Source organism: Bradyrhizobium sp. HKCCYLR20261 (assembly GCF_051168435.1).
Classification (GTDB): Bacteria; Pseudomonadota; Alphaproteobacteria; order Rhizobiales; family Xanthobacteraceae; genus Bradyrhizobium.
The window spans coordinates 84,475-101,528 of sequence record NZ_JBNPUZ010000015.1 but is presented as its reverse complement, the minus strand read 5'-3'; the positions used below and the strand labels follow the sequence as shown (position 1 = coordinate 101,528).

16 protein-coding genes are annotated in these 17,054 nt (G+C 67.6%); 10 read left to right on the top strand and 6 right to left on the bottom strand.

All coding sequences use genetic code 11. The features are described from left to right. Window positions 1-28: 28 nt before the first annotated feature. The 3 genes from meaB (at window position 29) to ACQR1L_RS27275 (ending at window position 3,444) form a co-directional block, all read left to right on the top strand. Window positions 29-1,021 (top strand): methylmalonyl Co-A mutase-associated GTPase MeaB, encoded by a 993-nt coding sequence (gene meaB, locus ACQR1L_RS27285; RefSeq protein ID WP_434861006.1) that lies wholly within the window; start codon window positions 29-31, stop codon window positions 1,019-1,021. After that, entirely contained in the window at window positions 1,018-1,662 is a 645-nt protein-coding gene (locus tag ACQR1L_RS27280) for a pyroglutamyl-peptidase I (protein WP_434861005.1), read from the top strand. The genes meaB and ACQR1L_RS27280 overlap by 4 nt, the downstream gene beginning before the upstream one ends. A gap of 408 nt (window positions 1,663-2,070) precedes the next feature. Further along, entirely contained in the window at window positions 2,071-3,444 is a 1,374-nt protein-coding gene (locus ACQR1L_RS27275) for a TIGR03808 family TAT-translocated repetitive protein (RefSeq protein ID WP_434861004.1), read from the top strand. 4 nt (window positions 3,445-3,448) lie between these two features. On the opposite strand, the gene ACQR1L_RS27270 is transcribed toward ACQR1L_RS27275, so the two are convergent. From ACQR1L_RS27270 to ACQR1L_RS27255, 4 genes are all read right to left on the bottom strand, one after another. Beyond that, window positions 3,449-4,156, bottom strand: a complete 708-nt coding sequence (locus tag ACQR1L_RS27270; protein WP_434861003.1) for a TIGR03809 family protein — start codon at window positions 4,154-4,156, stop codon at window positions 3,449-3,451. A 488-nt stretch (window positions 4,157-4,644) separates the two neighbouring features. Continuing rightward, window positions 4,645-6,348, bottom strand: coding sequence for a S8 family serine peptidase (locus tag ACQR1L_RS27265; RefSeq protein WP_434861002.1), 1,704 nt, complete (start codon window positions 6,346-6,348; stop codon window positions 4,645-4,647). 29 nt (window positions 6,349-6,377) lie between these two features. Beyond that, window positions 6,378-7,223, bottom strand: a complete 846-nt coding sequence (locus ACQR1L_RS27260) for a hypothetical protein (protein WP_434861001.1) — start codon at window positions 7,221-7,223, stop codon at window positions 6,378-6,380. After that, window positions 7,220-7,789, bottom strand: a complete 570-nt coding sequence (locus ACQR1L_RS27255; RefSeq protein ID WP_434861000.1) for a sigma-70 family RNA polymerase sigma factor — start codon at window positions 7,787-7,789, stop codon at window positions 7,220-7,222. The genes ACQR1L_RS27260 and ACQR1L_RS27255 overlap by 4 nt, the downstream gene beginning before the upstream one ends. A gap of 317 nt (window positions 7,790-8,106) precedes the next feature. Here ACQR1L_RS27255 and ACQR1L_RS27250 point away from each other — a divergent pair, with 317 nt between their 5' ends. Both ACQR1L_RS27250 and ACQR1L_RS27245 read left to right on the top strand, forming a co-directional pair. Beyond that, on the top strand, window positions 8,107-9,255 hold the full coding sequence (locus ACQR1L_RS27250; protein WP_434860999.1) for a GGDEF domain-containing protein: 1,149 nt from the start codon (window positions 8,107-8,109) through the stop codon (window positions 9,253-9,255). 24 nt (window positions 9,256-9,279) lie between these two features. Next, window positions 9,280-10,404: a DUF2336 domain-containing protein gene (locus tag ACQR1L_RS27245; protein WP_434860998.1), complete on the top strand. Its 1,125-nt coding sequence runs from the start codon at window positions 9,280-9,282 to the stop codon at window positions 10,402-10,404. A gap of 6 nt (window positions 10,405-10,410) precedes the next feature. Here the strand turns inward: ACQR1L_RS27245 and ACQR1L_RS27240 are convergent, their stop codons facing one another. Both ACQR1L_RS27240 and ACQR1L_RS27235 read right to left on the bottom strand, forming a co-directional pair. Further along, window positions 10,411-11,049: an NrsF family protein gene (locus ACQR1L_RS27240; RefSeq protein WP_434860997.1), complete on the bottom strand. Its 639-nt coding sequence runs from the start codon at window positions 11,047-11,049 to the stop codon at window positions 10,411-10,413. Window positions 11,050-11,051: 2 nt separating this feature from the next. Then, entirely contained in the window at window positions 11,052-11,597 is a 546-nt protein-coding gene (locus ACQR1L_RS27235; RefSeq protein ID WP_434860996.1) for a sigma-70 family RNA polymerase sigma factor, read from the bottom strand. Window positions 11,598-11,945: 348 nt separating this feature from the next. Here ACQR1L_RS27235 and ACQR1L_RS27230 point away from each other — a divergent pair, with 348 nt between their 5' ends. The 5 genes from ACQR1L_RS27230 (at window position 11,946) to ACQR1L_RS27210 (ending at window position 17,036) form a co-directional block, all read left to right on the top strand. After that, window positions 11,946-12,347, top strand: coding sequence for a hypothetical protein (locus ACQR1L_RS27230; protein WP_434860995.1), 402 nt, complete (start codon window positions 11,946-11,948; stop codon window positions 12,345-12,347). A 92-nt stretch (window positions 12,348-12,439) separates the two neighbouring features. Continuing rightward, entirely contained in the window at window positions 12,440-13,219 is a 780-nt protein-coding gene (locus ACQR1L_RS27225; protein WP_434860994.1) for an enoyl-CoA hydratase, read from the top strand. A gap of 250 nt (window positions 13,220-13,469) precedes the next feature. Then, on the top strand, window positions 13,470-14,888 hold the full coding sequence (locus ACQR1L_RS27220; RefSeq protein WP_434860993.1) for a TolC family outer membrane protein: 1,419 nt from the start codon (window positions 13,470-13,472) through the stop codon (window positions 14,886-14,888). A 97-nt stretch (window positions 14,889-14,985) separates the two neighbouring features. Next, the gene (locus ACQR1L_RS27215; protein WP_434860992.1) at window positions 14,986-16,650 is read left to right on the top strand and encodes a caspase family protein; all 1,665 of its coding nucleotides are present in this window, start codon (window positions 14,986-14,988) and stop codon (window positions 16,648-16,650) included. Window positions 16,651-16,748: 98 nt separating this feature from the next. Beyond that, window positions 16,749-17,036: a DUF3303 domain-containing protein gene (locus ACQR1L_RS27210; protein WP_434860991.1), complete on the top strand. Its 288-nt coding sequence runs from the start codon at window positions 16,749-16,751 to the stop codon at window positions 17,034-17,036. The last annotated feature ends 18 nt before the right edge of the window (window positions 17,037-17,054 follow it).

Below are 17,054 nucleotides of genomic sequence, written 5' to 3'. Positions count from 1 at the left end.
CGCGCCGCGCATCCGGTATAACGGGCGCATGTCCCCTCGCTCCCCGTCTTCGCCTGACATCACGGTTTTGGCCGACGATATCCGCTCCGGCAGCCGCGCGGCGCTGGCGCGCGCGATCACCCTGGTCGAGAGCCGCCGGGCCGATCATCAGGCATCCGCGCGCGAGCTGGTGCAGGCGCTGCTGCCGCAGACGGGGAACGCGTTCCGGGTCGGCATCACCGGCTCGCCGGGGGTCGGCAAGTCCACCACGATCGACGCGCTCGGGATGTATCTGATCGCGCAAGGCCACAAGGTCGCGGTGCTCGCGGTCGACCCCTCCTCGGCGCGCACCGGCGGTTCCATCCTCGGCGACAAGACGCGCATGGCGCGGCTGTCGCATGACACCAACGCCTTCATCCGCCCTTCGCCGTCCTCCGGCACGCTCGGCGGCGTCGCCGCCAAGACGCGCGAGGCGATGCTGTTGTGCGAGGCCGCGGGCTTCGACGTGATCCTGGTGGAGACGGTCGGCATCGGCCAATCCGAGACCGCGGTCTGCGACATGACCGACTTCTTCCTCGCCTTGATGCTGCCCGGCGGCGGTGACGAGCTGCAGGGCATCAAGAAGGGCCTGGTCGAGCTCGCCGACATGATCGCGATCAACAAGGCCGATGGCGACAACATCAAGCGCGCCAACATCACCGCCGCCGACTATCGCGGCGCGCTGCATCTGCTCGCGCCCCGCTCCGAGCATTGGCATCCGCCGGTCGTGACCTATTCGGCGATGGCCGGCTCGGGCATCGCCGAGCTGTGGCAGAAGGTCGTCGATCATCGCAGGGCGATGGTTGCCTCCGGCGAGTTCGCCGCGCGCCGCCGCGACCAGCAGGTGAAATGGATGTGGACCATGCTGGAGCAGCGGCTGATGGCGCGGCTGCGCACCGATACGTCGATCCGTGCCAAGGTGAAGAAGCTCGAAGCGGAGGTCGCCGAAGGCCGCATCGCGCCGGCGCTTGCGGCCGAGCAGCTTGCGGACCTGCTGAAGTGAGCGGTCGGGTCCGCATTCTCATCACCGGCTTCGGCCCGTTCCCCGGCGCGCCGTTCAACCCGACCATGCCGCTGGTGAAGCGTCTCGCGGCACTGCGCCGGCCCGCGCTCGATCACGTCGAGATCAGCAGCCACATCTTTCACGTCACCTACAGCGCGGTCGATCGTGAGCTGCCACAGCTGATCGCCGAGCGGCGGCCGCACGCGCTGCTGATGTTCGGCCTTGCCGGGCGAACCTCCTATCTCCGCATCGAGACCCGCGCCCGCAACGCTGTGACGACGACTTTCCCCGATGCCGACCGCGCTGTCGCGCGCAAGGGCGTCATCGTGCCCGGTGCGCATCCGACGTCGTTCGGCCCGCGCATGGCGCGGCTGCTGCGCGCCGCCCGCGCCACCGGCATCGATGCGAGAGCCTCGCGTGATGCCGGCAGCTATCTCTGCAACTATCTGAGCTGGCGCGCGATCGAGGCGACGAGGGTGCCAGACGGCCCACGGCTCGCCGCCTTCATCCACATTCCCCCACTGCCGCGCGCGGGAACGGCGCTGCCGCACGGCAGCCCGCGCATCACCCTGGAAGCGCTCGTCGATGCCGGCGAGGCGATGCTGATGGAGCTGGTGAAGCTCGCGCGGATGAAAGCTTAATCGAACTCATCAGCATCAATCGCTTCAATGCGATCGAATTGACAGAGCTTGCGAGTTGAAGCCGAGCTCGCGCATCACCGCCGGTGCGCCCCCTCTCCCCGTCCTTCACGGGGAGAGGGTTGGGGTGAGGGGCAGCCACACGCAAGGGCCCCGCGGAAAGCCCCCCTCACCCGGATTGCATCTTCGATGCAATCCGACCTCTCCCCGCACGCGGGGAGAGGTGCGCACAAGCCGCCGAATATCAGCTCAAGAAACGATCCGCCTTGGTGCCTCAGACGGCCGTCCCCGCGGATAAAGATTTAACCCTACTCGCAACAAACAGGGCCTGCGACGCTGCTCAAAAGCCGGCTGTCAGCGCTTTCGCGTTATCTCAAGCAAACCAGAGCTGACCCACGCGAGCCTGACCTCATGGACGTCAAACGCCGCAACCTGATCGGCGCCACGGTGGCCGGTGCCGCCGGCGCCCTGGCGCTGCCGAGCGAGCCGGCGCAGGCCACCCCGCTGATCGCCGCGCTCGGCCGCGACGCCACCCAGTACGGCGTCAAGCCGAACAGTCCCGACGACCAGACTCGCGCCTTGCAGCGCGCGATCGACGAAGCCGCGCGCGCGCAGGCGCCGCTGGCGCTGCCGCCCGGAATCTATCGCAGCTCGATGCTGCGCCTCGGCAGAGGCAGCCAGCTCATCGGCGTCCGCGGTGCGACGAAGCTTGTATTCACCGGCGGCGGCCCCTCGCTGCTCGCGGCCGAAGGTGCCGACGGTCTCGGCATCAGCGGCATCTCGCTCGACGGCAGCGGCATTGCTTTGCCCCAGCGCCGCGGCCTGCTTCACGTTGCGGCGGGCCGCGATGTCAGGATCGTCGACTGCGAGATCATCCGCTCCGGCGGCAGCGGCATCTGGCTCGAGCAGGTCTCCGGCGACGTCAGCGGCAACGTCATCACCGATATCGCGGTCACTGCCATCGTCTCCTTCGATGCGCTCGGGCTGATCGTCTCGCGCAACACCATCAAGGGCACCCGCGACAACGGCATCGAGATCCTGCGCACGGCGATCGGCGACGACGGCACGATGGTGCTCGATAACCGCATCGAGGACATCAAGGCCGGACCCGGCGGCTCCGGCCAGTACGGCAACGCGATCAACGCCTTCCGCGCCGGCAACGTCATCATCAGAGGCAACCGCATCAGGAACTGCGACTACTCCGCGGTGCGCGGCAATTCCGCCTCCGCCATCCAGATCGTCGGCAACAGCGTGACCGACGTCCGCGAGGTCGCGCTGTATTCGGAGTTCTCGTTCGAAGGCGCCGTCATATCGGGCAATACGGTCGACGGCGCCGCCTTCGGGGTCTCCGTCTGCAACTTCAACGAGGGCGGCCGCATCGCCGTCGTCCAGGGCAACATCATCCGCAACCTGATTCCGAAGCGCCCGATCGGCACCGCGCCCGACGACGATGCCGGCATCGGCATCTATGTCGAGGCGGATTCGTCGGTGACCGGCAACGTCGTGGAGAATGCCCCGTCCTATGGCATCGTCGCCGGCTGGGGCCGCTATCTCCGCGACGTCGTCATTTCCGGCAACGTCATCCGCAACGCGCTGGCGGGCGTCGGCCTGTCCGTCTTTCCGGGAGCAGGAACGGCGCTCGTCACCAACAACATCATCTCGGGCGCGCCGCGCGGCGCGGTGATCGGGCTCGATCACATCAAGCCGGTCACCCCCGACCTGACGCAAGACACCGCGCAACGCTATGCGCAGCTCACCGTGACCGGCAACGCCGTCACGCGATGACGGATCAATAGGCGACCGCCAGGGCCGGATAGCGGCGTTCGATGGCGTCGAGATCCACCACCGGATCCTCATCATCGGCGCCGGAGCCCATCCCGATGCTCAGAGCCTGCTCGAGCGCGGCCATGTCAATGCGGGTAGGCGCGACCGTCAGCTCCGGCTCGACCTCTTCGTCGGTCGCGTAATCCGGCTCCGGGTCATCCTCCAGGCGATCCTCGAAGTAACCCTCCGGGCTACCATCCAAGCCATCTTCGGGCAGATCCTCGGCCAGGTCGAATCCGACCACCTCGATCTCGCTGTCCACGATGATCTCGGATTCCGAAAGAATGGCTTCGAGCGTACGCGGCAGCTCGATCGGACGTTGCAGCGTCGGCTCAGGCTCCACGTGCCGTGCCACCACGGGTGCCGCGGCCATGATCATGGACGGTGCCGGGCTCGGCACGATGCTCACCACCTCCGGCCTCACCACCTCCGGCCTCACCGGATTGGGCCTCGCCAGATTGGGCATCGCCCGTTCGGGCATCACCGGCTGGGGCTCCGCGGACAGCGATTTCCAGGTGGCGACGGCCGCCTTGGCATGGCGGATGTCCTCGATGAGAGACTGCTCGGTGTAGTAGCGCCGCCAGCGGCCGCTCTGAAACAGCTCGCTCAGATGGTCGAGGCGCCGTTCGGCGAGCGCGCACCAGCGTGCAGCCAGTTCGCGGCTGCAAGCCACGTCCGGTCGATGTGTCATAGGGGAGCCCGTGAAATAAGGGGACGGACGCACTCGGCACGAATCAACGCAACGTGACGTGAATATTTTGTGGAAAAGGTTAACAAAGTCTAGCTATCGCCATCTTGTTTGGCAGCCAAACCGTAGTTGCGCGGAAATTTTGACCGCAAGTTTTCGGGCTTTTGCTCCGCTCGGCAACGCCCGCGCGATCCGCGATCCAAAAACTCAACCTGAGAGATGCCGCGCGGGCCGGCCACCGCCGATGATCCGGACCCGGCGCCGAGCCACCGCTCAAGCGCGGCCAAAAATGAAAGAGCCGTCCGGGGGGACAACCGGACGGCTCAGAGCCATATGGGCGCTTGGGGTGGATGGGCGCTCGCGCCTGATATAGCTTGGGGAGAGGATCACCGCTCCCACATACCTTCTGTCGTGATCGCCCGGGCCCCCGTTCAAAGCGACGGCGGGATTTTTGGATCACGAAAACGTTGACGCTACTGCTGCGCCGGACGCAGGGCACCGGCCGCCGGAGTGTCTCCGGTCGCCATGGTCGCAGCAGAGGCCGGACGCAGGTCGCGCGCAGGTGCGCCGTCCTGTCCGCTGTCGCGCGGCTTGGCCGCCGGAGCAGCTGACATCGCCGGCGCATCCCGGGGAGACAGCACCGCCTGGACCGCCGCCAGCGCGTCCGCCTGCCCTGCCCCGAACAGATCGTCCTGACCGGGCGAGCCGAGATCGCGCGCGGTCTTGGTCAGCACTGTGCGGACCGTTTCCGGCTTCAGCGCCGGATTGCGCTCCAGCACCAGGGCCGCGAGCCCGCTGACATAGGCCGCCGAGAACGAGGTGCCCGAAATGACCTGATACTTGCCGTCCGGCGCCGGCAGGAAGATGTCGGCGCCGGGCGCCGCGAGCGCGACGTAGTTGCCGCGGTTGGACGCCGCCAGCAGTTGATCCCTCGTGTCGGTCGCGCTCACGGCGATGACGTTCGGATTGGCGGCTGGATAGAGCGGCGGAGACTTCGCGCCGGCATTGCCGGCGGCCGCGACCATGACGAGATCCTTCGCCGCCACCGCCGCGATCGCCCGCTCGATCACCGCATCCTTGGGGCCGGCAAAGCTCATGTTGATGATCTGGGCGCCGTGCAAGGCGGCGTAGTCCAACGCCTTCAGGATGACGTAGGAGCTGCTCTCCGGGCCGCCGCCCTTCTTGGTCACGCCGAATGCCCGGATGGCGATGATGCGCGCATAGGGCGCGCTGCCCATCAGCCGCTTGTGCGAGACGATCACGCCGGCGATGCCGGTGCCGTGCACATGCGGCTCCGCGTCGCCGCCGAGCGCGTCGAAGGCATCGAACGCGGCGTCGACGAATTCGGGGTGCTTGAGATCGACGCCGGAATCGATCACGGCGATCGTGACGTTCGCCCCCTGCGCCAGCTGGTGGGCTTCGGGCAGCCGCAGCTTCGCCAGCGCGTATTGGGCCGGATCGCCTTCGGCCGGAGGCGCCTGCTGCTGCAGCTGATAGCGGTAGTTCGGCTGCACCGAGCGCACGCTGGTGTCGGCTAAGAGCGCGCGGCGCACCGTTTCGACCGAGCGGCGATCGATGATGCGAAACAGGCCGATGGTCGCATTGATCAGCGGAAAGGCCTGCGAGCTGACGCGCTGCAGGCGATGGCGGCGCGCCAGCGCGTCGGCCTGCTCGGCCGAGAGGCTGCCGTCGATCTCGGCGACCAGCTCGTTGGCGATGGTCTGCTCATCAGCGGCTGCCACTGCGCTGGGCGCGCGGCGCTGGGCTGACTTGGCTGAACTCCCCTTGTCCGACCTGCCGCTGTTCGAGCCGCGCTTGTTCGCCGCCGTCTTGGCCGATTTGTCCTGTCCGGCCTCGGCCGACGGACGGTCCAGACATTCGCCCGCGACGCTGCGTTCGGCCGGGCTGCAGCGGACCTGCAGATTCGGCGCGTAGCGCGCGTTGGGCAGAGCCGGACGGAGCGCAATACTGGGCGGCGGCGTCCGCAGCGCTGCGCTGGGATTGATCGTCGGCACACGGCTCGGAATGTTGATGGCGGGCGACCGCATCATCGCCTGGGCCTGCGCGGACAGCGTTCCCCCAACGATCAGCATCGCGAGCGCGACGACGCATGCGGCGATGCCCGCGCGCGGCCGAGCGCCTCGGGGAAGGCCTTGATGCGAGCCTTGGCAGGACATCGGTCGATCTCCCACGTCGGTGAGAGAGATTATTGCGCGGCGACCGCGAGACCGACGATCTTCTCCTGCGCGAGACGCGCGATCAGGGCGTCGGCTTCGGCCTTTGACAGCGGTCGGCCGCCGAGCTGCAGCTTGAACAGGCCGCCCTTGGCGCCCTCGACGATCGAAGCCTGATAGCTGTCGAGCAGCGCCGTGATGTCGGCGATGCGCGCATCCGGCGCGAACCGCACCAGCGCGTAGGCCGGCGCAGGCGATCCGGCGACCTGCGGCCCGAGGCCGCGAATGAGCGGCGCCGCCGGAGCCGGAGCTTCCGCCACCTGCGACCGCGCCATGCTGTCGCGGGCCGGCTCAGATGCCGGAGCCATCGCCGGAGCACTGGGCGGCGGCGGCGCGACCTTCGCCTTTGCAGGCGGCTCGGCGGCGACATTGTCCTGAGCGACCGAAGCGGTCTGATAGGTGGTCTGCGAGCGCATGAGTACGGCGCCGATCACGCCGGCCTGCGCCAGCACAAGCAGCGCACCGAGGCTGACGGTCCAAGCCAGCGTCTTCGGCGAGAGGCTGTCGAAGAACCCCATCAGCCGCGCGCCGAAGCCGCGCGGCACCGCGGGCTTCTGCACCGGATCCGCATCGATCGCCGCGAACAGCTTCTGCATGGCGCGCATCGACGGCGCGCCGAGGCTCTCGTTCAGCGCGATGGTCTCGGCATATTCCTTCTGGATTTCGGCATATTGCCTGGCGAGATCAGCGTCCTCGGCCAGCGCCTCCTCGACCCGGCGCATGTCGCGCGCGCTCAGCGTGCCGGCGGCGTACCACGGCAGCAGCAGTTCGACGTCACCGGGCTCTTGCTCCAGCATCTTCTTGCTCAAAGCCATCATGGCCAGCCTCTCTCAATGCCGGCCGCCTTCAGGAGTTCGGCCAATTTCTTACGCGCATAGAACAGGCGCGTCTTCACGGTGTTCTCGGGAATTCCGACGATCTCGGCCACCTCCTCCACGGATTTCTCGTGGTAGTAGACGAGATCGACGATCTCCCGGTGGTCGGGCGAGAGCGCCGTCAGGCACTTCCGCAGGGCTTCCCCGGTATCCTTCTTCTGTACCGCCACTTCCGGATCGTCGGACGTATCCTCGATCGCGTTGGCGGCTTCGTCCTCCAACTCAACGTCCTTGCGGCGCCGTAGTGCCGACAGGGCCTTGAACCGGGTGATCGCCAGCAACCAGGTGGAGACGGCAGAGCGGCCTTCGAACTTGCCGGCCTGACGCCATACATCGAGAAAAACCTCGCTGATGAGGTCTTCCGCGACCTGTTCGTCCCGCACGAGCCGGAGCCCGAAACGGTACACCCTGACATGGTGCCGTCCGTACAGCACCTGCATGGCGAGCCGGTCGCCTTGAGCGATCCGGGCAATCAGGGTTTCGTCTGACGCCGCTGCTGTCACGCTCAATGGCCGTCTCGCAAGATTGGTCTGGAGGAAGGTGGGTGCGGTTCGAATACAACCGCAAAATTCTTGAAAATACCGGAAAGATACGTCCCCAACTGTGAGCCCGCGCACAGATCAAAAAATTGTGCTGCAGCGCCCGGGCCGATCGCGACCACCGGGTTCCCACCTGTCATCTCACGTCCCGTCCACCAACTGCGCCCAATGCCCGTAGATTCCCTGTCGCGGCCTGCGCGCGACGTGATCTCCACCCCAGTTCCATAGATACCAAAGTTAAATGCTTCCCACGTAGATTTTTTGCGACGGCGAAGAATTGCGAGCAGATGGGCACGACGGCACCGCCTTTTCCCAGGCCCAACGTGGCCGAGACCGGGAGCGTCCCCTCGCCCCTGGCCGGCGATCTGCGCGCGCGTCGTGCCGCGCGGCGGCGGCAGATGCTGGCGTTGATCGCCGGATGCTACGTGATCGACGCCGTCATTCTGCTGATCTACGCGCAAGCCGGCACCGTGCCGGTCGCCATTGCTCCGGCCTATGCGGCGATCGGCCTGCTCACCGTCGCACTGTGGACCGCGTTGTCGGAAAGCGGCTTCAACGATCGCTTCCGCGATCACTATCTCGTCGTGCCGCAATCGCTCGTCAGCATGATGATCACGGTTGCGTTCTGCTACATCGCGCCTGATGTCAGCATCCTGTTCCTCTGCACGCTCTACATCGTCGTCAGCTTTGCGTCCCTGCGGTCGACGCCGCGCCAGAGCGCGATCTGCTGGACCTTTCTCGCGGTCGGGCTGGCCGGTCTGTTCCTGCTCACCGACAAGCCGCTCGGCATGCCGCACGGCAACGGTCTCGAACGGCTCGCGACTCTCCTGGTGTTCCTGCTCACGATCGCGGGCTGCATGATCCTCGGCCTCATCTCCAGCACATTGCGCCAGACGCTGTATCAGCGGGGACAATCGCTCAAGGAAGCCAATCGCCGCATCGAGGAGCTCGCCGAGCTCGACGAGCTCACCGGCACGCTGAACCGGCGCGCGATCATGCTTGCGCTCGAGGACGAGATGTCGCGGGCGCGGCAGATCGGCAGGCCGTGCTCGGTCGTGCTGATCGATCTCGACTGGTTCAAGCGCATCAACGATACGCGCGGCCATCCGACCGGCGATGAGGTGCTGCGCACCTTTGCCATCACGATGTTCGCCAATATTCGCGGCGGCGACCGCTTCGGCCGCTATGGCGGCGAGGAATTCCTTCTGCTGCTGCCCGGCGCTCCGGCGGACGCGGCGGGGCGCCTGGCCGAACGTCTGCGCCGGATCATTGCCGACCAGGATTGGAGCGCATTCTCGACCGATGTGCAGGTCACCTTCTCGGCCGGCGTTGCCTCGCTACGCGGCGACGAGACCGCGGACTCGCTGCTCGCCCGAGCCGACCGCGCGCTCTACCAATCGAAGGCAGACGGACGCAACCGCGTGACCAGTGCGTGACCATGAAAGCATGATCGTGCCGCGATGAGTTCGAAATCGAACCCGAGTGATAGTCTGCTTGACGAGCTCGAGGACACGCTCGCCCACGGCACCGTGGTGCGGCGGGTCGAGACGCTGCGCAAGGTCACCGACCTGTTCGTCAGCGGCGCCGCTGATTTCGCCGACGTCCAGGTCGCGCTGTTCGACGACGTCTTCGAGTGCCTGATCGACCATATCGAGGTCTCGGCGCGCGCCCTGCTCGCCCAGCGGCTGGCGCCGCTCGACTCCGCGCCACCGCGGACGCTGCACCGGCTCGCCGACGATGACGCGATCGAGGTCGCGGGGCCGGTGCTGTCGAAGTCCGAGCGGCTCGACGAGGCCGCGCTGATCCGCACCGCCGAAACCAAGAGCCAGGCGCATCTCCTGGCCATTTCGCTCCGTCGCGTGATCAGCCGGGCCGTGACCGACATTCTGCTCCGGCGCGGCAACGACGAGGTCGTTCACAGCACGGTCAGCAATCCCGGCGCTGACGTGTCGCAGTCGAGCTTCGACACGCTCGTCGACCGCGCGAGCCTGGACGAAGGCCTGGCGGCATGCCTGGCGATGCGCCCCAATCTGCCGCGGCACCTCTATCTGAAGCTGGTCGCGAAGGCCTCCGCCACCGTTCGTGCGCGGCTCGAAGCCGCCAACCCCAATCTCGCGCAGGAGGTCTCATCGGCGGTCCGCACCGCTGGCCGGCGCGCGCGGTCGAGCGCGGTGGCGCTGACCAGCCAGACCGAGATCGCCCATGCGCTGGTGCGCTCGCTGCACGCCGACGGCCGTCTCGACGACGGGCTCGTCCTCGAGTTCACCAGGCAGGGCAAATTCGACGAGGCCAATGCCGCGGTGGCCGCGATGGCCAACGTTCCGATCGCGGTCGCCGAGAGCATCATGATCGAGAGCCGCGCCGAAGGCGTGATGATCCTCGCCAAGGTCGCGGGCCTCGCCTGGCCGACGGTCAAGTCGATCATCCTGATGCGCCACGAGCTGATGCGCGATGAGCCGACAAGCGCCCCGCCCGCCGATCTCGAGGCGTGCAAGGCCACCTATCAGCGCCTCCGCCGCGCGACCGCGCAGCAGGTGCTGCGCTTCCACCGCGTGCAGGATGCCGCGGTGCCCGTGCAGGCCTAGCCGCAACTAATAACGCAGCACCTTCGGGCCGATCACGGCGCCGAGCCCGGCCACGATCGACGCGGCCAGGGTGTACCAGGTCGCCACGAACAGCGGGGAATCATCGGTGCAATGCGCGGCGTAGAGCGTGGCCGCGATGCCGGCGGAGACCAGCCCGGCGATCGCGCCTGCCGCCGCCGGACGCGACGGCGCGCCATGGCGCAGCCCGAACAACGCCGCCGTCAGCAGCGGCAGTGACAGCACCGGGATGGCGCTGACACACAGCATCGAATTGTGGCCGACCATCCGCGTCAGCATCGGCGACCGCTGCGGCAGCATCATCTCGGCGGCGATCCCGCCGACCAGGATGACGACGGGTGCGATCAGGAGCCAGCTCCAGCCCTGCAGCGACGCCTCGGGGCGCGACAGATGCAGGCTGATGATCAGCGCCGGGATCGCCAGCGCCGAGGTCACCACGAATTTCAGGTCGAAGAACGGATTGCGCACCGCAAGCCAGATGTCCGGACGGACGCCGAGGCCGATCAGCAGCATCGCGGTCGAGACCGGCGTCGCCGCCATCAGGGCCAGCGCCATGATGATGCCGACCGGCTGCGCGCGCTGCGCATTGTCGGCTGCAAGGGTGCGGATGAGCTGATCGGTGTCCATGATCATGTATCCCGTAGCTTGGCCGTGAGAGTGGAGAGCGCGCGGTGCAGCGCCACCCGCACCGCCCCCTCGCTCATGGCGAATTTGGCGGCGGTCTGCTTGATCGAGGCCGCCTCGACCGCGATCGACTGCAGCACGTCGCGCTGACGCTGCGGCAGCGTCTTCAACTGCGCGTCGACCTCGGTGGCCGAGACCGTCGGCGCCGGCGGCTCGTCCGCCAGCGTCTCCGAGAAATCGTCGATGTCGACGAACACGCGGCGGCCGCGTCGGCGCAGCGTGTCGATCAGCTTGTTGCGCGCGATCGCGAACAGCCAGGGGGCGAACGGCGCGTTGACGTCCCAGGTATGCCGCTTGAGATGCACCGCCAACAGAATTTCCTGCACAATGTCCTCGGCTTGGTCTGGCGGTTGTCCGGCGCGCGCAAGCCCGCGCCGCGATGCTGCGCGCAGCACCGGCGTGATCGCCTTCAGCAGACGATGATAGGCTTGGTCGTCACCGGCGACGGCTTGGCGCATCCAGGCCGTCCACTCGTCGTCACGCTCGCGCACCTAGGCTCCCACCCCCAGAAGTTCGCCACTACGGCCCCGTTGTTACGCGCACCCCAACTGATCACGAATTCGTGATTTCGGCCTTGGCCTCGGAAGCATCCGAGTTACGCCACATCGAGAGCACGCCAGCGGGCAAGTCTTGGACTGTTCCCTGGGACCGCTCCATAGCATCGAATCGTCCGGTGCGGGGCGAGGTTTGTTGGCTGCGCCGCCAAGGCTGATGTCTCAGCCGGGCGTCGCCCATCTTTTGCCGTCACCGGCAGGAAGATACCCATTTTCTGCCCCGTTCTCGACATCTGTCGGGGTCTCACTCCCACTTGGGCTGGCGGGATGGGGAGAAGGCCGACGATGACGATCCAAGCCAGTGGACGTTCAGCATTGATCATTGCCGCCGCGTTCGTTCTGGGCCTTGTTGGCACTGGATTGGCGCCTGCGGCCGAGCAACAGGGTTACAGCCCGTTCCTGCCGGTGGGCTCCGACAGTGCGCCGGCTGCGAAGCAGGACGGGTTGAAACAGGACGGGTTTCCGGCGCCGATGCCGGCCGAGGCGCAAGCCGCGCCGCCCGCGCAATCGGCCGATGCCGCGCCGAGCGAGCCTGCCGCGGGCACGGAAAGCGCCACCGTGAACCTCGTCACCGTCAGCAATGACGACAGCTCGGGCTGGGACAAGGCCTCGATCATCGGCAAGATCTTCATCGCCTGCGGCACCCTGCTCACTCTGGGCTCGGCGGCGCGGATGTTCATGGTCTGAGGGCATGATCTGAGGCCTGCGCCTCGCCACACTTGATGCGCATCGATCCAGCGGGCACATTGCCCGCTGTTTTGATTTGCGGGGGTTGGGCCATGAGCGTTTTCGAGCACATCATCGTCGAGGGCAAAGGCGCCGTCGGCGTCATCACCTTGAACCGGCCGAAGATGCTCAACGCACTGTCGTTCGGCGTCTTCCGCGAGATCGCCGCGGCGGTCGACGACCTCGAATCCGACGACGCCATCGGCTGCATCGTGATCACCGGCAGCGAGAAGGCCTTCGCGGCCGGCGCCGACATCAAGGAGATGCAGCCGAAGAGCTTCATCGACATGTTCTCGAGCGACTTCACCGCGATCGGCGGCGACCGCGTCGCGCGCTGCCGCAAGCCGACCATCGCGGCGGTCTCCGGCTACGCGCTCGGCGGCGGCTGCGAGCTCGCGATGATGTGCGACTTCATCATCTGCTCCGACACCGCGAAATTCGGCCAGCCGGAAATCACGCTCGGCACCATCCCCGGCATCGGCGGCACGCAGCGCCTGACGCGCGCGATCGGCAAGGCCAAGGCGATGGACCTCTGCCTCACCGGCCGCATGATGGATGCCGCCGAGGCCGAGCGCTCCGGCCTCGTCAGCCGCGTCGTGCCGGCGGACAAGCTGCTGGAGGAAGTCATGGCCGCGGCCGAGAAGATCGCGTCGATGTCGCGCCCGGCAGCCGCCATGGCCAAGGAGGCCGTCAACCGCGCCTTCGAGACCCCGCTCTCCGAAGGCATGAACGTCGAGCGCAACCTCTTCCACGCCACCTTCGCGCTGGAGGACCGCGCCGAGGGCATGGCCGCGTTCATCGAGAAGCGCAAGCCGGTGAACAAGAACCGCTAGCTCCGACGTCCACCGCGCGAAAGCTCCGCGAATCGACTCGCGGACGCGCTGGCGATGCGCCCCTCACCTGCTTACCGAGCGCGTCGAAATGGGGCCATCCCATGGCGGCGCGACCGCCGTCCTGTGGCGAGAGCGCCACAACAAACCATGGAAAAGCCAACCAAATTCCACATCCGCGGTTTGTGTGTGGCTGGCCTCCGGCTTAAACAGGTAAACGACTGGTTAAGACAGTGGGACGCGGCGGAGTCGGATGGTGGGTCGGGCCAAGAAATTTGGCGTCGGCAGGGTACGTGCGCGAAGGAGCGGCCTCGGCCTGGTCCTGGTCGCCGGCCTCGTCACGCTGTGCTCGCCCGCGCGGGCCGAGGACCTCGCCGCCGCGCTGGTGAAGGCCTATCAGACCAACCCTGCCCTCAACGCCGAGCGCGCGCGTCAGCGCGCCACCGATGAGAACGTGCCGCAGGCGCTGGCCGGCTATCGTCCGCAGCTGGTCGCAAGCCTCAGCAGCGGCCTGCAGGCGGTGCGCAATCTCCTGCCCGGCAACACCGTTCAGACCGCGACCTTGAAGCCGTGGACCATCGGCGTGACGGTCACGCAGACGCTGTTCAACGGCTTCCGCACCGCCAACAGCGTGCGCTTGGCCGAGCTGCAGGTGCAGTCCGGCCGCGAGGCGCTGCGCAATGTCGGCCAGGGCGTGCTGCTCGACGCCGTCACCGCCTACACCAACGTGCTCGCCAACCAGTCGCTGGTCGAGGCGCAGCGCTCCAACGTCGCCTTCCTGCGCGAAACGCTGGCGGTGACGCAGCGCCGGCTGAATGCCGGCGACGTCACACCGACCGACGCCGCGCAGGCCGAGGCGCGGCTGTCGCGCGGCCTGTCCGACCTCAACGCCGCCGAGGTCAATCTCGCCATCAGCCAGGCCACCTATGCGCAGGTGATCGGCATGGCCCCGAGCCAGCTGCGCGCCGCCGATCCGGTCGACCGCCTGCTGCCACGATCGCGCGAGGACGCCATTGCGCTCGGCAACAAGGAGAACCCGGCGGTCGCCGCGGCGAGCTTCGACGTCGACGCCGCCTCGACCTCGATCCGCATCGCCGAAGGCACGCTGCTGCCCAGCGTCACCCTGCAGGGCAGCGTCAGCCGCAGCCGCGATTCGGACCAGACGCTCGGCACCTTCGGCACCGACCAGGCCTCGATCGTCGGCGCCGTCACCGCGCCGATCTATGACGGCGGCACGGCGGCCTCGCAGACGCGCCAGAGCAAGGAGCTCGCGGCGCAGAGCCGGCTCGTGCTCGACCAGATCCGCAACCAGACGCGCACCGCCGTGGTCAGCGCCTGGGTCGCCAATGAAGGCGCCAAGGTCGCCGTCAGCGCCTCCGAGGCCGAGGTGAAGGCCGCCACCGTCGCGCTCCAGGGCGTCTCGCGCGAAGCGCAGGGCGGCCAGCGCACCACGGTGGACGTCCTCAACTCACAGTCCGACCTGATCCAGGCCAAGGCGCGGCTGATCGGCGCGCAGCGCGACCGCGTCATCGCCTCCTACACGCTGCTCAGCGCCGTCGGCCGGCTCGACGTCAAGAACCTCAATCTGAACACGCCGGACTATCTGCCCGAGGTTCACTATCACCAGGTCCGCGACGCCTGGCACGGCCTGCGGACGCCATCGGGTCAGTAGCTGAACAAAGCAGCCCGATCGCTCGCTCGGGACGCATCGGCTTGCTTTGGCGACATGGCCGGATAGTCTGGCGCTCCATCGACTGCGGGGAGCTGGGATGGCGGCATTTCGTTACCTATTTCTTGCGCTCGTCCTCATCAGTTCCAGCTCGGCCGCCTGGGCCGACAAGCGCATCGCGCTGGTGATCGGAAACTCCGCCTACAAGACGGTGGCGCGGCTCTCCAATCCGGCGAATGACGCCAAGCTCGTCGGCGACATGTTCCGCGCTGCAGGTTTCGAACGGGTCGATACCAGACTCGATCTCGGCGTTCAGGAGATGCGCCGCGCCTTGCGCGAGTTCGGCGCGCGGGCGCGCGAGGCCGAGGTCGCGGTGATCTACTATGCGGGCCACGGCATCGAGCTCGACGGCGTCAACTATCTGATCCCGACCGACGCCTCGCTGGAAGCCGACAGCGACGTGCTCGACGAGGCGATCGCGCTCGAGCGCGTGCTGTTCGCGATCGAGCCCGCCAAGCAGCTTCGGCTCGTGGTGCTCGACGCCTGCCGCGACAATCCGTTTGCGAAGACGATGAAGCGCAGCGTCGCCTCGCGCAGCATCGGCCGCGGCCTCGCCAAGGTCGAGCCGGCGAGCCCGAACACGATGATCGCATTCTCGGCCAAGGCGGGCTCGACCGCCGCCGATGGCGACGCCAGCAACAGCCCGTTCGCACAGGCGCTGGTCGCGCATCTGCCGAAGCCCGGCCTCGATCTGCGCCGCGCCTTCGGCTTCGTCCGAGACGACGTGCTGAAGGCGACCGGCTATCGCCAGGAGCCCTATGTCTACGGTTCGCTCGGCGGCAATGACGTCGCGCTGGTGCCCGCGGCATCCGCGCCGAGCGCAGCCGCCGATCCCGACGCGGCGATGCGGCGCGACTACGAACTCGCCGAGCGCATCGGCAGCGCCGCGGCGTTCGATGCATTCATCGAAAAATATCCCTCCGGCTTCTACGCGGCGCTCGCCAAGGCGCAGCGCGCCAAGCTCGCGTCAGGCGCATCCGGTGCGGCGCCCCCCGCGGCGCCCGAAGTCACACGCAGCCCGCCCGAGCCGCCCCAGCGAGCCGAGGCCGAGAGGCCGGCCGCATCGCCTGATCCGGTCGTCGTCGCAGCGCTGCCCACGCCGGCGGACAAGCCGGCCGCGACACCGCCTCCCGACCTTCCACGTCTGCTCGCGACCGAGCTGCGCCGCGTCGGCTGCAGCAGCGCCGACGGCGGCGGCAATTGGGACGGCAATGCGCGCCGCGCGCTGGAGCGCTTCAACAAGCAGGCCGGCACCACGTTCGACATCAAGATCGCCAGCATCGATGCGCTCGATGCGGTCAAGGCGAGGTCCGGCCGCGTCTGTCCGCTGCTCTGTCCCACGGGGCAGCGCGCCGAAGGCGAGAGCTGCGTCGCGATCGCCTGCCCCGCGGGCCAGATCCGCGACGATGACGGCGATTGCGTCCGGCGCAAGGACGAGCCGGTCGCCAGGAAGCAGACCGAGCCTGCGAAGCGCGAGGAGCCCACCCGCAAGAAGGAGCCGGCGGTAGCGATGCGCTCCGAGCCGGAGCCGAAGCGCGTCAGCGGCGGCGGCCGCTGCACCAGCATCAGCCAGCGCTGCGCCATCCAGATCGGCGGCCGCTGCAACCCCGCCACCGGCCATTGGGAATATGGCCGCAACGGCGCCGGCGGCGACACCATGGCGTTTAACAATTGCCTCAGCCGGATGATGGCGGGAGGACGGTGAGCGCGACTCCGCGCCGGATCGCGAGACAACCGGAACGATCTGGAACAGGAGGCGAAACCCGCTCACAATGCGCGCCAGAACCTGCCACGGAGGCGCGCATGCTGTTCATGGTGATCGAACGTTTCAAGGACCGCGATCCGATCCCGGTCTATCGCCGCGTGCGCGACCCCGGGATCAAGTTTCCCGACGGCCTCAAATATCTCGGCAGCTGGATCGAGCCGAATTTCGACCGCTGCTTCCAGCTGATGGAATGCGACGACGCTCGGCTGTTGCAGCAATGGATCCTCGACAATGCCCGCGACTCCGGCATGACCTTCGAGATCGTGCCGGTGGTCACCAGCGCCGAGACGCGCGAGGTGGTGGCGCCGTATCTCGATCGGGCGTGATCGCAGGAAGCGCGATCG

Coding starts and splice junctions, on each gene's coding strand:
- meaB (WP_434861006.1), top strand. CDS start 29: ATGTCCCCTCGCTCCCCGTCTTCGCCTGACATCACGGTTTTGGCCGAC.
- ACQR1L_RS27275 (WP_434861004.1), top strand. CDS start 2,071: ATGGACGTCAAACGCCGCAACCTGATCGGCGCCACGGTGGCCGGTGCC.
- ACQR1L_RS27265 (WP_434861002.1), bottom strand. CDS start 6,348: ATGTCCTGCCAAGGCTCGCATCAAGGCCTTCCCCGAGGCGCTCGGCCG.
- ACQR1L_RS27260 (WP_434861001.1), bottom strand. CDS start 7,223: ATGATGGCTTTGAGCAAGAAGATGCTGGAGCAAGAGCCCGGTGACGTC.
- ACQR1L_RS27250 (WP_434860999.1), top strand. CDS start 8,107: ATGGGCACGACGGCACCGCCTTTTCCCAGGCCCAACGTGGCCGAGACC.
- ACQR1L_RS27245 (WP_434860998.1), top strand. CDS start 9,280: ATGAGTTCGAAATCGAACCCGAGTGATAGTCTGCTTGACGAGCTCGAG.
- ACQR1L_RS27240 (WP_434860997.1), bottom strand. CDS start 11,049: ATGGACACCGATCAGCTCATCCGCACCCTTGCAGCCGACAATGCGCAG.
- ACQR1L_RS27230 (WP_434860995.1), top strand. CDS start 11,946: ATGACGATCCAAGCCAGTGGACGTTCAGCATTGATCATTGCCGCCGCG.
- ACQR1L_RS27225 (WP_434860994.1), top strand. CDS start 12,440: ATGAGCGTTTTCGAGCACATCATCGTCGAGGGCAAAGGCGCCGTCGGC.
- ACQR1L_RS27220 (WP_434860993.1), top strand. CDS start 13,470: ATGGTGGGTCGGGCCAAGAAATTTGGCGTCGGCAGGGTACGTGCGCGA.
- ACQR1L_RS27215 (WP_434860992.1), top strand. CDS start 14,986: ATGGCGGCATTTCGTTACCTATTTCTTGCGCTCGTCCTCATCAGTTCC.
- ACQR1L_RS27210 (WP_434860991.1), top strand. CDS start 16,749: ATGCTGTTCATGGTGATCGAACGTTTCAAGGACCGCGATCCGATCCCG.